The following is a 14,153-nucleotide window of genomic DNA, read 5'->3' as shown; positions in this document are numbered from 1 at the left end:
CGGTGCGCCATTTCTCCTACCTCAGCGAGCGGGAAACTGCCCGCCTGTTCCACCTCGCACCGCAGGAACTGACCCTCGATTCCGACGCCCGCCTGCTGGCGACCGCGCTCGGGGCCACGCTTTACTGCCCCGCAACCCGGCCGGACCTGGTCAAGGACATCCGCAAGCAGGCTGCCCGCGGAGCCGTCAGCATGGTCGTCTGCCTGGAGGATTCCATTGCCGACGCCGAGGTGCCGGCCGCAGAGACCAACGTGGTGGAAGCCCTCGCCGAACTGCACGCTGCCGGCATCCGGAAAGCCGGCGACCCCGAAGACCTGATGCTCTTCATCCGGGTCCGCACGCCCGAACAGCTGCTGAGCCTTGCCGAGCGCGGCGGACAAACGCTGGACGTCCTCACCGGGTTCGTGATTCCGAAGTTCGAGAACACCTCCGGCACCGCCCAGCGCTTCCTCGACGCCCTGCACAACGTGAACGACGCCCGGTGGGCCGCCGATCCCGGTGCCCGGCCGCTGCGGATCATGCCGATCCTCGAGTCACCGCTGATGATCCACGCCGAGACCCGCACGCATACCCTCGGCGGCATCTTCGAGGTGCTGGAAGCGAACCGGCCGGACATCCTGTCCGTACGGATCGGCGCCACGGACATGTCCAGCGCCTACGGGCTGCGCCGTTCCCGGGACCTCACCATTTACGACGTCAAGGTGGTCTCCGCGGTGATCGGGGACATCGTCAACATGCTCGGCAGGCCGGGGGGCTTTGTCATCAGCGGCCCGGTCTGGGAACACTACAGCTCCGGCGAGCGGCTGCTGCGTCCGATGCTTCGGTCCTCCCCCTTCGCGGACGCCGACGAGCTGGGCCTGCGCCAGCGGCTGCTGACGGCAAACCTGGACGGACTGATCCGCGAAATCGAACTGGACCAGGCCAACGGACTGCTCGGCAAGACCGTCATCCACCCCTCGCACGTTCCCCTGGTCCATGCCATGTCCGTGATCAGCCACGAGGCGTACCTGGATGCCCTCCACATCTCCGGCGAGGCCGGGGGCGGCGCCGCGGCGTCGCCCTACCGCAACAAGATGAACGAAATGAAACCGCATCAGGCGTGGGCAGCTTCCACCCTCGTCCGGGCCGCTGCCTTCGGCGTCGCAGCCCCCGACATCACCTATGTAGACCTTCTGGAAGCGAGCATGAATTGAAGCACCACCCCTGGACCGGCGGATTTGTGAACGAGGCCCTGGGAGTGCGGATCACCTCTGATCCTGCAGCACTGTTGCCGGTAGAGGACCTGGTGGGACTGGCATTGCGCCGCAACCCCCGCCGCGCGCACCTGCTCGTGTCCCGCGTGCTGGCCAAACATGTACCCACCGAACCGGCGCTCGTCCTGGCGGCCGGAGAGCTGCTCGGCGCACTGGCCGGAGCGGCACTCGGCAGCAAGGTGGACGACGCCGTGCTGCGCGGCGTCGCAGCCGACCTTTCGGCGGTGCTCGAGGACGGCGACGGTACGGCCGGGTCCAGGCGGGCGAACGACGACGGCGGCCGGCACGCCGCGCCCCGCCCACCGCGCACCCGGCTGCAGTATGCCCGCGAACGCCTGTGGGACCTGCCGGTCTCCCATCCCGAGGTGGTGACCATCGGCTACGCGGAGACCGCCACCGGTCTGGGCCGGCTCGTCGCCGACATGCTGGGCTCCTACTACATCCATTCCACCCGGCACGCACCGGAGGGTGCGGTGGCTTACGGCGCCTTCGAGGAAGCCCATTCACACGCCACCTCGCACCGGCTGCTGCCCGTGGATCCCGCCCTGCTGAACAGCCCCGCCCCCGTGGTGCTGGTCGACGACGAGCTCAGCACCGGCGCGACCGTCATCAACACCATCACCGAACTGCATGCCGCCGCACCGCATCCGCTCTACGTGGTGGCCTCGCTGATCGACCTGCGTTCCGACGCGGACCGTGCCCGCTTCGACGAGCTGGCGGACGCGCTGGGCTGCAGCATCCGCGTGGTCGCGCTGGGGACCGGCAGCATCGAACTCGGCGAGGACATCCTGGCCCGGGCCGAGGAACTGATCGGCGGGCTGTCCACCCACGAGCCGGCCGGCGCTGAGTCGGCCGCGTTGTCCGCTGCCGTTTCCGAACCCGGCACCGTGACCGTGCTGGATTACTCCAGTGCCGCACGCAGCCTGCGCAGTGACCGCTTCGGCAACCGTGCCGGCATCTCCTCCGAATACCTCGGCACCCTGCCGGATGCCCTGCCCGGAGCAGTCTCGGCTGAGAGCCTGGCACTCGTTGCCTCCCGCGTCTCCGTCGCGCTGCCCGCTTCGGCGGAATCGGTGCTGGTGCTGGGCTGCGAGGAATTCATCCACGTGCCGCTGACCATCGCCAACGCCGTGGCCGAGGCCCTGCCGGGCGCCTCGGTCCGGTTCTCCACCACCACCCGCTCCCCCATCGTGCCGATTGACCGGCCGGACTACGCCATTGCCAATGCCGTGGACTTCGCCAGCCACGATGTCACCGAGGACGGTCCCGGCCCGCGGCACGCTTACAACGTCGGACCCCGCCGAGCCGTCGACGGCAACGCCTCGAACACCGGCTTCGACAGCATTGTGCTCCTGCCCGAACCCGGCACCGACCCGGCAGCCATCACCGGCCCGGGCAGCGTGACCGAGGCGCTGCGCACGGTGACCGGCGCCGTCGTCGTCGTACTGTTGCCGGCCGATGTCCCCGCACCCGAGGACTGGACCGGTTCCGTTGCTGCGGCTGTGCCGCTGACCGGCCCGGAGTTCGGGTCCTACGCGCCCGAGGACGTGACCTGGCTGCTGAAGGACCTGCGCGACGCCAAGCTGGAGGCCCCCACCGCCGAGCGGGAGGCCGCCATCCAGTCCGGCGGGGCGAACTACGCCGAGTCGCTGCCGATGGAGTACCTGCCCTCGGCGCAGTACCAGGACCTGTATGAGGAGGCGCTGCGCCGTTCCGCGCCCCGGGTCGCGTCCGCTGTCGGCACCGTGACCGAACTGGCGCTGGCCGCCCGGAACCGCGAGCCGGTGCTGGTCTCGCTCGCCCGGGCCGGGACGCCCATCGGCATCCTCATGCGCCGTTGGGCGCAGAGGATGCACGGGCTGGACCTGCCGCACTACACGATGAGCATTGTGCGCGGCGTGGGAATGGACGAAACGGCGCTGCGTTACCTGGCGCGGACCTACTCCCCCGAGCGGATCCTGTTCGTGGACGGCTGGACCGGCAAGGGCGCCATCACGCGGGAGCTGACCGCGGCGCTGGATAAGTTCGAAGCAACCGACGGCGTCCGGTTCTCCTCCGAGCTTGCGGTGCTGGCCGACCCCGGCCATTCCGTAGAGCTGTTCGGCACGCGGGAGGATTACCTGATTCCGTCGGCCTGCCTGAACTCGACCGTCTCCGGGCTGGTGTCCCGCACGGTCTTCAACAAGGACCTGATTGCGCCGGAGGATTTCCACGGCGCGAAGTTCTACGCCCATCTCGCCGGCGCCGATGTGTCCCGGGATTTCCTGGCGGCGATCGAACGGCACTTCGACGACGTACGCCCCGAAGCGGAGGCTGCTGCGGTGTCGCTCGCAGCTGCGGACCGGACCCCCACCTGGGTGGGGTGGCAGGCAGTGGAGCGCCTGAGCGAGGAATACGGCATCCACAACGTGAATCTGGTGAAGCCCGGCGTCGGCGAGACCACCCGCGTGCTGCTGCGCCGGGTGCCGTGGAAGGTCCTGGTCCATCCCGGGGCGCTGGAAGACGTGGCGCATGTGCTGCTGCTGGCCGAACAGCGCGGCGTGCCCGTGGAGGAAGTGCCGGACCTGCCGTTCAGCTGCGTGGGCCTGATCCACCCCCGGTTCACCGCCGGCGCCGTGGGCGCGGACGGCCGGGCGGTTGCTGCCGCCGGTGCCGCTGCTGCCGTTCCGGGGGCCGACGCGTGAAGACGATGCTCGCGTCCGACCTGGACCGCACCCTGATCTACTCCGCGAATGCCCTGTTCCTGAACACCGAGGACGCCCTGGCTCCGGCCATGGTGGTGGCCGAAGTCTATGAGGGTAAGCCGCTGTCCTTCATGACCCGTGCCGCCGAGGCGCTGCTCGTCTCCGCCGCGGAGGTCTCCGTGTTTGTCCCCGTCACCACGCGGACCGTGGCCCAGTACCGCCGCATCCAGTTGCCCGGGCCTACGCCGGAATACGCCGTCACCACCAACGGCGGCGTCATCCTGCACCACGGAGTACCCGACGCCGACTGGCAGGCCTCCGTGCGCGGCCTCGTCACGTCCGGGTGCGCGCCGCTGGCCGAGATCGAGGCTTATCTGGGCCGTCCTGAGTTCCATGAGTGGATTCTGAAGCTTCGTTCGGCTGAGGACCTGTTCGCGTACGCGATTGTGGACCGGGATGCCCTCCCCGGCGAGTTCCTGCTGGCTCTGGAGGACTGGTGCGATGCGCGCGGCTGGACGGTATCGCTGCAAGGCCGCAAGCTCTACTGCGTACCCACACCGGTCACGAAGCAGCAGGCCGTGGCCGAGGTCGCCCGCCGGATCGGTGCGGACCGCATCATCGCGGCCGGGGATTCCCTGCTTGACCGGCCGATGCTCGAGTGCGCCGACGTCGCCTTCCGTCCCGCGCACGGCGAACTGGACGACGCCGGCTACTTCGATGCGCACCTGCAGGTCACCGAGGCACGCGGGATTCTGGCCGGGGAAGAAATTGTCCGGCGGATGCTGGGGCTGGTGCGGGCCTAAAGGTGGAACGGCGGGACGGGAACGGCACCTGAAACGGGCCGGCGAATGCCTACCACCCCCGCTGCATAGCTGAGGAATTCCTCCAACCGGTAGTTAAACAGCACCGGGACGTCGAAGAGGGTTCCGTTGCCCATCCGGAACCCGTACGTATCGTAGCCGTGGACGTCGATGGCCGTTCCGGAGCCGGACGGGGAGATGCTGAACGCCAGGGTCAGCGGCACGCTGGCACGGCCTGCGGCGAAGAAGGTGCCCAGCATCCGGTACGTCCAGTACGAGCCGACGTGCACAACCAGCCGGGACTCGTCCCGGCTGACGTCCTCACCATGGGATGTGAAGGCACCCGTCAGCGCAGCCATAACCGCATGCGGCGGTTGCCCCGTGGTCCATTGTTCCCTCTTCTCCACAATCGGTGCAGCGCTGAAAAGCCCCACAATAAACCCCTTTTGTTTGTGACTGGTTGAACCAAGATCAGCCGATTACGAGCAGTCCGGAAATACTTGCCTCGGGCTTTCTGACCGCTATGCCGGATATCATCGGCAACGCTACCTCGACCACCCCTGCCGGACATATGAAACGCCTAGAAGTTGAAGCGGGGCGGAGAAGGCACAGGCCCGCTGACGGGCCGGTCGATGCCGATCACCCCTGCTGCATAGCTGAGGAATTCCTCCAGCCGCCGGTTGAACGTCTCGGGGACACCGAAGGACTTTCCGCTGCCGATCCGGAAACCGAAGGTGTCGAACGCATGCACTTCGATGGCAGCACCGGTTCCGGATTCGGACGCAGTGAAGGTCAAGGCGACCGGCAAATTCGCACGGCCTTCAGCGGTCATGTTGCCCCACGTCCGGTACAACGCGTTTGACCCAATATGCACCTCCAGCGAGGACTTTTCCCGCCGGACGTCCTCTCCGTGGGCCGAGAAGGCCGAGGCCAACGCGTCCAGGACGGCCTGCGGCGGCTGGGCCGCGGTCCACTGTTCCTTCTTTTCCACTATCGGTTTGGTGCTGAACAACGGCATTGCGATTCCCCCTGATTGAGACTGAATTATTCGCGACCGATTTATTCGAAGCCGGCTATTCGAGAGTGGCGCCGGCGAAGGCCTGCTCGTAGAGAGCCGCCTGTTCGGGAGTTAGTGCTCCCGACACCCTTAGGAGCACCGTTCCCTGCAGATAGTGGTACTCAGCGTTGAAGGCCGGGCCCAGCGCGATGTGCTGCTGCAGGGCGGACAAGCGGGCCTGGGCTTCTGCTTCGCTCGCAAATACCTCCACCACGGCTCCGCCCACGACGCTGTTCTCAGTCGCGGCAGCACCGGTGTCGGCAATCCACGCAGCAGACGTGTACTTGCCGGGCTGGCCGATAGACCCGGTTGAATCATTGGCTTCCGTCACTTCAATGACGGATGTGATGGTCGGTACCGCTGCCTGCAGGCGTTGGGCAACGGTTATCGCGGTCACCGGCAGCGCAGCGTCGGCGACGGGAGCGGACGTTTTCGGGGCAGGCGCCGGTGTCGTGGCCGGGGACGCTGTCCCGGTGGAGGACGGGGCCGGGGTGGTCTTGGCCGACGCCGATACGCTCGGGGAAGCTGCGGAAACGGGTTGTTTGGCTGCTTCGGATGAGCATCCAGCTAATCCCAGAGAACCTATAAGCAGCAGCCCGGCAATACTTCCCTTGTGCATTCTTCCCCCATATCCACAGACCGATTATCTGCCAAAGCCTATCCCGTAGGAATATGCGAATGGTCCATGCTTCCCGCGTTCCATCCGGGTCGGCAACGGCAAAAATCTAGCCGCTACCTGCTGTCCATGCGGCCGCGCCAGGCTCGCCGACGCCTACTTCCGTGTAGGCGGCTATCAGCCGGCGCCTACACCCGCTCCAGCAGCATCGACACACCCTGACCCAGCCCCACACACATGGTCACCAGGGCCTTCGACGCACCCTCGCGTTCCATCCGGTTCAGCATCGTCACGGTAAGCCGCGACCCCGAGGACCCCAGCGCATGCCCGAGGGCGATGGCGCCGCCGTCGCGGTTCACAATGGACTCGTCCAGGTTCAGGGCGCGTATGCACGCCAGCGACTGCGCAGCGAAAGCCTCGTTCAGCTCCACAGCCTCGATGTCGCCGAGCGTCCAGCCGGCCCGGTCCAGTACCTTCTGCGTCGCAGGGACCGGCCCGATGCCCATCACGGCGGGCGCCACCCCGGCGGAAGCGCCGTCGACAATCCGGGCCCGGGCGTTCAACCCGAGCCGACGGACGGCGTCGGCGCTGGCGACGACGACGGCGGACGCGCCGTCGTTCAGCGAGCTCGAGTTCCCGGCGGTCACCACGCCGCCGGACCGGACGATGGGCCGCAGCTTCGCCAGCGCCTCGATGCTGGTTTCCCGGCGTGGCCCCTCGTCGGTCTTCACCACGCCCTTTTTCGTCTCCACCGGCACGATCTCGTCCGCGAACCGCCCCTCGTCAATTGCCGCGAGAGCGCGCTGATGCGAGCGCAGCGCGAAGGCGTCGGAATCCTCGCGCGAGATCCCGTCACGGGCGGCCAGCTCCTCGGCGGTTTCGGGCATGGAGTAGGTGGTGCCGGGCAGGTCGTAGAACCGAGGATTGGTGAACCGGGCACCGATCGCGGAATCGGCCAGCTCCCCCGGTTTCGCGAAGGCCTTCTCCGGTTTCGCCAGCACCCACGGCGCCCGCGACATCGACTCCACTCCCCCGGCCACCACAATGTCCGCGGCACCGGACTTAATCATCTGCGAGGCCGTGATGATCGCGCTGAGCCCGGAGGCGCAGAGCCGGTTCACGGTCATCGCCGGCACGGTGTCGGGGAACCCGGCGAGCAGGGCCGCCATCCGTGCCACGTTCCGGTTGTCCTCGCCGGCCTGGTTCGTGTTGCCCAGCAGCACCTCGTCGACGTCAGCCGGGTTCACCCCTGCACGGGCCACCGCCTCGGAAAGCACCAGGGCCGCGAGATCGTCGGGGCGGACGCTCGAGAGGGCACCGCCGTAGCGGCCGACGGGAGTGCGGACGCCGGACACCAGATAAGCCTCAGTCATGCTGGAAATAGTACTGCGCCCGAAATAGTAATGTGACTTGGACAACACGCCGCCGATCCCGGTGAGACACCAAGTTCGGGCCGCAGCGCTGCGGCCGCAGGAGGAACCATGAGCACGCCCACGACGCCGTCTACCGCCCCGGCCTCCCCCGCCCCTGCCGCGCCGGACCTCGAGGCCCTCCGCTCGGCGTCGGACGTCCTCGGCCTGGACGGACTCCTCACCGAGGATGAACTGGCCTTACGCGCCAAGGTCCGCGCCTTCGTGGACGAGCGCATCCGGCCGAACATCAAGGACTGGTACGAGGACGCGGTCTTCCCGGTGGAGATTGTCCGGGAGCTGGGTGACCTCGGCGTGCTCGGCATGCATCTGGAGGGCTACGGCTGCCCCGGGCGCTCCGCCGTCGAATACGGGATCGCCGCGATGGAACTGGAGGCGGGCGATTCGGGCCTGCGCACCTTCGTCTCCGTGCAGGGCTCGCTGGCCATGACCGCCATCCATAAATGGGGCTCGGAGGAACAGAAGAACCGGTACCTTCCCGGCATGGCCCGCGGCGAACTGATCGGCTGCTTCGGCCTCACCGAACCCACCGCCGGTTCCGACCCGTCGAGCATGAGCACGCATGCCGTGCACGACGGCGACGGCTGGGTTCTGAGCGGCGCCAAGCGGTGGATCGGGCTGGCCTCCATTGCCGACGTCGCGGTGATCTGGGCGCAGACCGGCGACGGCGTCCGCGGCTTCCTCGTCCCCACGGACACCCCGGGTTTCTCCGCCGTCCCGATCGAACCGAAGCTCTCCATGCGTGCTTCCATCCAGTGCGATGTGTTCCTGGCGGATGTCCGGCTGCCCGACTCTGCACTGCTGCCCGGCGCCAAGGGCCTGCGCGGGCCGTTCTCCTGCCTGAACGAGGCCCGCTACGGAATCCTCTGGGGTTCGATGGGCGCTGCCCGGGACAGCTACGAGGAGGCGCTGAAGTACTCGCTGGAACGGCTGCAGTTCGACAAGCCGCTGGCCGCCTACCAGATCACCCAGGAGAAGCTGGTGAACATGCTGCTGGAAATCTCCAAGGGCGTGCTGCTGGCGATTCACACCGGCCGCCTCAAAGATGCGGGCACGCTGGAACCGGTGCAGATCTCCGTGGGCAAGCTGAACAATGTGCGCGAAGCGATCGCGATCTGCCGGGAGGCCCGCGCCATCCTGGGCGGCAACGGCATCACCTTGGACTATTCACCACTGCGGCATGCGAACAACCTCGAATCGGTCCGCACCTACGAGGGCACCGACGAGGTGCACACCCTGATCTTGGGCCAGCACATCACGGGGATTGCCGCGTTCCGGTAGGCGGTCCGGGTTACCGGGCGGCAGGCAGCACTGCTTCGATGGCCGCCTCGGTTGAGTCCGGTGCGTCTGCTGCGTCTGACGGCGGCGCGAACGACGACGGCGGCGGGGTTGGCCGCGGCGGCGACGGCGGGTTGGGCGGGAACGGGAATTCCGGTGGAATGACCGGAATGTCCGGGTCCGGCGTTCCCGGCTCCGGCGGCTCAGGCGGTCCCGGCGGTGTGGGCGGTGCCGGGGGTGGTGCCGTCGGGTCCGGGCTCGGCGGAGAGGTCGGGGGTTCGGTGGGAGGTTCCGTCGGTGGCTCCGTAGGCGGCTCGCCCGGGTCGGTCGGCGGTCCAACAGGCGGTTCAATCGGCGGGGGCTGTGGCGAATTGCCCGGCGGATTCACCGGTGGCTGCTGAGGCAGTGGCTGGGGGTTCCGGGCGGCTTCCTCAGCACGTGCGCGTTCTTCGGCTACCCGTTGCTGTGCCTGTTCCCGCTGGTCCACCTCCGCCTGGCGCGCCCTTTCCGCTTCGGCCTGGCGTGCCTTTTCCTCCTGCTCGGCCTGCTGCTGGGACGCGGATGCACTGTCCAGCCACACGAGATCCCCGGCCGGATTGCGCGTGCAGCGGTACTCAACCTGGCGTTCCGTGCGCGCGTCCCCTTCGTTGGCGCACGGGCTGTTTCGAAGGGACACCTGCTGAACCGGCTCCTGCACCAAAGCATCCGCAAGTACGGCAACGTCGCCCGGCTCGTCTGTCGAATCGTCGATGGCGTCCTCCAAACCCGACGGGAGCGGCAGGTTCAGCACGGACCCAGGCGGCGGCGTCGTCGTCGGCAGGGCGAAAAGATCGGGCCGCGGCCGAAGGCCTTCGGCATCCGCGGAAAGTGAACTTGGAACGGGATCGGGCGTGGAGACGACTCCTGCGACCATACCGACCACCAGCACCACGGCCCCGAGCGACAGGGCGAACTTCCGCTGTTCAAGCGTGTCCAGATTGGCCCAGCTGCGGCGTCGGAAGCCCAGCGCGTACAGCGCTGTGAGCACCAACAGCGATCCGGTGGCGAGCAGCCACACGATGACGCCGAGACTCCCCTGCAGTGCCGCAACCCAGAGCAACCCGGCCGCCAGGCCGAGGACTAACCAGGCTGAGCGGGGATTTCCGAGACCGGGACTTCGCTGCGGCACGGACGCATCGAAGCGAGCTGCTGCCGGTGTTGATTCGTGCGACATGATGCCTCAGCGCTGTGGAACCGGGCCGGTCTCCCCCGATCCGCGGACCGCGGCCGGCTTCTGATGCGGCAACAACCCTGACCGGTCCTGATACCGGAGCCGTTAAAGGATGCTGCCCTTGGAACCACGCTAGGCGGGTCCAAGGGCAACTTCTAGGGGTTCAGCAAAGTGACCCCGACTAGCAGTGGTCTAGGCGGAGCGCCACCGGAGCCGTCCATCCGAACCGGGAGCACAAACCATGGGGGTTCCCTTGGAAGTGACCCCTACCGCACCTCCATTGCTACAGAATGAACCCGGGTGCACGACCGCGGGTCCAGGAGCCGGGGCGGGCGCAGGGGCCGGTGCAGGGGCAGGCGCAACTGGGGCGGGAGCAACCGGTACAGGAGCGGGAACAACTTGCTGCTGGCGGGCTTGTTCGTCGGCCTGCCGCTGCGCTTCCGCAGCTGCTTCGTCGGCTACCCGCTTTTGCTCTGCCTCTTCCGCGGCAGCGGCCTGATCAGCAGCTTCCTTGTCCGCTGCGACCTTCTTGTCCTCTTCGGCTTTTCGGTCTGCAACTAGTTTTTTGGACTTGTCTTCGTCCATCCACACGAGCTTGCCGTTGTCATTCTCAGTGCAGACATAGACCACGGACTGGGACGTCGGGGTAGCTGACGGCGAAGCCGTCGTTGTCGATGGGGATGGCGACGGCGTGGCCTTGGCGGATTTGGTGGATGCCGACGGCGAGGGAGTAATGCTGGCGGTTGCAGCTTGCTTCTGCGTCTGGGTGGCACCGGCGGTCTTGCAGGCCTTGTTGGCGATCTGTGTGGGGGTCGGCGTCGGCGAAGCGGTCGTTTTTGTCGGCGACGGCGACGGTGACGGCGACTTTTCAGCTACGACTTCCACCGATTTCTCGGCAGCCGGAGCAGTCATACCGGTGACGACGAGTCCGACAATCGCCATTGCACCGGCTATGCCCAATGTACGTTTCCGGGAAACGGGAGAAGTGAGTCGCACCCACGATGGGCGGCGGAACACCAAGGCATATAGCGCCGAGACGAGCACAACGAGAGCCGTCAGGAACAGCCACACTCCAAAGCCGCCGTCACCCGAAGTCAGGCATGGAATTAGAAACAACAGTAGGAGTCCCCCCACCACCCAAGTGGAGCGAACTGACTTGCGCCGGGCAGGCGCGGGCTGGGCAGGTGGCTGAAAAGACAAGGGTCCCCCATGGACAAGACAGTTGAATATGGATGCGAATGCATCGACCCAAAGGCTACAGGACTTGCGGAGGAGCAATTACCAGACGGAACGGACACCAAGTAGTCCGGTCCGACGTCGGTTCTCTAGCCGACGCCCGGACGGGGCCGTAGCCTCTCTGCACGTCCCCTGGAGGTTGCGATGGAGTGGATCTGGAACGTTCTCTGGCCCATCCTGCTGATCGGCTTCGGTGCAGGCTGGCTAACCAAGCGGAGCCTGGACCGGCGGCACGAGTCCCGGGCGCTCAACGAGCTGGTCACCTACCTGCACCTGAAACGGACGCTGGCCCCAATCGATCCACAGCCGGCACAAGGCGGACCGCTGGAAGCCCGGCACCGGTCCGCCGTGCAGGATCTGCGCGAAAACGTCATGGAGACGCTCGCACACCTCACACCCGGATCCGGTGCCACCGAGGTATTGATGCGGATGTCCGCCGCCAGCAACCGCTACCTGCGCGATGTTGCCGCAGATCCGGGGAGCTACCAGTTCGCGCTGATGGAGTTGCGGCGAAACCTGGACGAGGACCTGCGGATCCTCACGGACGGCCGCCGCGACGTCCAGTACCTCAGCCCGGGTGAAGCCTCGACCCGCAAACGGCCCCCGCCGTCGTCGTCCGGGACTTCGCGGCCGTCGTCGGGGACTACGGGGCCGGGTGGGAGGACCCGAACCCGTCGATAACGAAGCCCGCGGTGGCGCGGCCTGTGGCCGCCGCTTCCTCCGGGGAGGCACCGCGGAGCAGCATGCCCAGCACGCCGGTGAAGATCAGCAGCAGGTGGGCCGCCAGCGCGTCGGCGTCGTCCGATCCGACGACGGGCACCGCAAGTTCGCGGAAGCGGTCGGTGAGCAGCTGCGTATCCTGCGACAGGGTTTCAGCGAGGTGCTGGCCCGGGTCAACGGTTTCGGCAGCGACGCCAAGCGCGGCACACCAGCGCGCGGCGGACGCGCCCGACCGGTAGCTGGTCAGGGCGGGAAAGACCGCCAGGAGCCGGTCCCGGTCCGTGGCGGCGGCGTCGATTTCCCGTTGCCAGGCCGCGTCCCAGTTCTGCAGCCGGCGGCGCAGCGCCTCCGCAATCAGGCCCTCCTTGTTGCCGAAGTGCGCGTACAGGGTCGCCGGGGCAACGTTGGCGCGCTGCAGGATCCGGTCCACCGGCGTCGCCGCGACGCCCTGCATGAAGGCGAGTTCCTCGGCGGCGTCGAGCAGCCGGTTCCGTGCACTGGGTTGTAGAACCATGCGGCCAGCATATAACGTACGTTTCAATGAAACGACCGTTACAGCCTTCCGCTCCGACCGCCGGCCCGCTCTTCGCGGTCGCCGCGGTGACACTTATCGCAGCGACCTACGGCCTGGCGCGGCTGGGCTACGGCCTGTTCCTGCCCGCCTTTTCCGCCTCCTTTGAGCTGACTCCGGCCGTCGGCGGACTGCTCTCCTCCGGCGCCTCGGTGATCTACTGCGTCTCGGCCGGGCTGGGGTTTGTCTACGCGCCGCGGCGTCCGCGGCTGATGACGATTCTGGCCGGTTCGACGGCGGCACTCGGCTCAGCCGGTATCGCCGCGGCGACGTCCACGGGGTTCTTCGCCGCGGCCGTGCTGCTGGCCGGGATGGGTGCAGGGTTCGCCTCCCCTGCCCTCGTGGAACTGGTGCAGCGCAACACGAAGCCGTTCCGGGCGGCGAAGCGGCAGTCGGTGGTGAACTCCGGCACCGGCTTCGGGGTAGTCGCAGCCGGACTGCTGGCCCTGCTGCTGGGGTCCTCGTGGCGGCTGGCGTGGATGCTGATCGCGGTGATCGCGGTGGCGGGCGTGGTCGGGGTGCTCCTGGGGGACGTCTCGCGCGTCCGCGGGAGTGCAGGAGGCACGGGCGGCACAGCAGGCGCGGGCGGGAACGACGACGCCGGGCGCCCCCAGCGCGACGGAAGCCGGCAGCGGGGGCTGGGCCTGGGCGCGTTGAAATGGCCGCTCGCTGCAGCCTTCATCTACGGCATCGGCTGCGCCGCGGTCTGGGTCTACGGACGCACCCTGCTCGAGGATCAGGGCGGCATGCCCGTCGCACTGTCTGCCGGAGCCTGGATTGCCCTTGGTGTCGGCGGCGCGGCCGCAGTCCTGACCGCCCCCTGGCTGGCCCGGCACTCGATCCGCCTCACTTGGCCGGTTACGGTGCTGGCCACGGCGGCGGCCACCGGTGTTATGGCACTCGCACCGGGGAGCACCGGGATCTCCTTCGCCACGGCCGCACTGTTCGGGCTGGCCTACACCGCCGCGACGTCGGTCCTTATTATTTGGGCCACCGCCACGGCGAGCAGCAGTGCCGCCGGCACATCGGCCCTGTTCATCAGCCTCATCCTGGGGCAGGCCGCCGGGGCAGCCCTGACCGGGGCCCTCATTGAAGTGTCCGGCTTCGGGCTGGCCTTTGCCGTGTCCGCGGCGGCGTGCGGCGTCAGCGCCGCCGGGGCCATTGTCCGCAGCCGTAACCTCGGCACGCCGGCAGACGACGGACTCCGGACAGCCCGCTCCGAGGCCACGTCCTGATTGAGGGGGGGCCGGGCCGCCGGCGGGGGGGGGGGGGGGGGGGGGGGGGGGGGGGGCCGGGGG

The 14,153-nt window shown here is 67.9% G+C and carries 13 protein-coding genes; 6 read left to right on the top strand and 7 right to left on the bottom strand.

The annotated features are described in order from the left end of the window. Positions 1-2: 2 nt before the first annotated feature. The 3 genes from LJ760_RS12100 to LJ760_RS12090 are packed head-to-tail and all read left to right on the top strand — an operon-like array spanning position 3 to position 4,740. Positions 3-1,193, top strand: coding sequence for an HpcH/HpaI aldolase/citrate lyase family protein (locus LJ760_RS12100; RefSeq protein ID WP_227923326.1), 1,191 nt, complete (start codon positions 3-5; stop codon positions 1,191-1,193). Next, positions 1,190-3,937 (top strand): phosphoribosyltransferase domain-containing protein, encoded by a 2,748-nt coding sequence (locus tag LJ760_RS12095; protein ID WP_227923322.1) that lies wholly within the window; start codon positions 1,190-1,192, stop codon positions 3,935-3,937. Before LJ760_RS12100 ends, LJ760_RS12095 begins: the two co-directional genes overlap by 4 nt. Positions 3,938-3,942: 5 nt before the next feature. Next, positions 3,943-4,740, top strand: a complete 798-nt coding sequence (locus LJ760_RS12090; protein ID WP_227923544.1) for an HAD family hydrolase — start codon at positions 3,943-3,945, stop codon at positions 4,738-4,740. On the opposite strand, the gene LJ760_RS12085 is transcribed toward LJ760_RS12090, so the two are convergent. From LJ760_RS12085 to LJ760_RS12070, 4 genes are all read right to left on the bottom strand, one after another. Continuing rightward, the gene (locus LJ760_RS12085; protein ID WP_227923319.1) at positions 4,737-5,171 is read right to left on the bottom strand and encodes a hypothetical protein; all 435 of its coding nucleotides are present in this window, start codon (positions 5,169-5,171) and stop codon (positions 4,737-4,739) included. The genes LJ760_RS12090 and LJ760_RS12085 overlap by 4 nt on opposite strands. 146 nt (positions 5,172-5,317) lie before the next feature. Beyond that, positions 5,318-5,755, bottom strand: coding sequence for a hypothetical protein (locus tag LJ760_RS12080; RefSeq protein WP_227923317.1), 438 nt, complete (start codon positions 5,753-5,755; stop codon positions 5,318-5,320). A 55-nt stretch (positions 5,756-5,810) separates the two neighbouring features. Further along, entirely contained in the window at positions 5,811-6,413 is a 603-nt protein-coding gene (locus tag LJ760_RS12075) for a hypothetical protein (protein WP_227923315.1), read from the bottom strand. Positions 6,414-6,598: 185 nt separating this feature from the next. Then, positions 6,599-7,783, bottom strand: a complete 1,185-nt coding sequence (locus LJ760_RS12070) for a thiolase family protein (protein WP_227923313.1) — start codon at positions 7,781-7,783, stop codon at positions 6,599-6,601. Between the two features lie 108 nt (positions 7,784-7,891). On the opposite strand from LJ760_RS12070, the gene LJ760_RS12065 reads away from it, so the two are divergent. Beyond that, on the top strand, positions 7,892-9,121 hold the full coding sequence (locus tag LJ760_RS12065; protein ID WP_227923310.1) for an acyl-CoA dehydrogenase family protein: 1,230 nt from the start codon (positions 7,892-7,894) through the stop codon (positions 9,119-9,121). Between the two features lie 10 nt (positions 9,122-9,131). On the opposite strand, the gene LJ760_RS12060 is transcribed toward LJ760_RS12065, so the two are convergent. Together LJ760_RS12060 and LJ760_RS12055 are read right to left on the bottom strand one after the other, a co-directional pair. After that, positions 9,132-10,331 (bottom strand): hypothetical protein, encoded by a 1,200-nt coding sequence (locus LJ760_RS12060; protein WP_227923560.1) that lies wholly within the window; start codon positions 10,329-10,331, stop codon positions 9,132-9,134. A 189-nt stretch (positions 10,332-10,520) separates the two neighbouring features. Next, complete coding sequence (locus LJ760_RS12055) at positions 10,521-11,270, bottom strand: hypothetical protein (protein WP_227923308.1); 750 nt, start codon at positions 11,268-11,270, stop codon at positions 10,521-10,523. Between the two features lie 438 nt (positions 11,271-11,708). On the opposite strand from LJ760_RS12055, the gene LJ760_RS12050 reads away from it, so the two are divergent. Beyond that, positions 11,709-12,245 carry a hypothetical protein gene (locus tag LJ760_RS12050; RefSeq protein WP_227923306.1) on the top strand — a complete coding sequence of 179 codons (537 nt, stop codon included), beginning with the start codon at positions 11,709-11,711 and terminating at the stop codon, positions 12,243-12,245. Here the strand turns inward: LJ760_RS12050 and LJ760_RS12045 are convergent. After that, on the bottom strand, positions 12,208-12,798 hold the full coding sequence (locus LJ760_RS12045; protein ID WP_227923305.1) for a TetR/AcrR family transcriptional regulator: 591 nt from the start codon (positions 12,796-12,798) through the stop codon (positions 12,208-12,210). The two genes, LJ760_RS12050 and LJ760_RS12045, sit on opposite strands and share 38 nt — an antisense overlap. Before the next feature lie 26 nt (positions 12,799-12,824). Here LJ760_RS12045 and LJ760_RS12040 point away from each other — a divergent pair, with 26 nt between their 5' ends. Then, positions 12,825-14,090 (top strand): MFS transporter, encoded by a 1,266-nt coding sequence (locus LJ760_RS12040; RefSeq protein ID WP_227923298.1) that lies wholly within the window; start codon positions 12,825-12,827, stop codon positions 14,088-14,090. Positions 14,091-14,153: the final 63 nt, after the last annotated feature.

This window comes from Arthrobacter sp. zg-Y895 (assembly GCF_020731025.1).
Lineage (GTDB): Bacteria > Actinomycetota > Actinomycetes > Actinomycetales > Micrococcaceae > Arthrobacter_B.
This window is presented reverse-complemented; position numbering and strand designations above follow the sequence as displayed.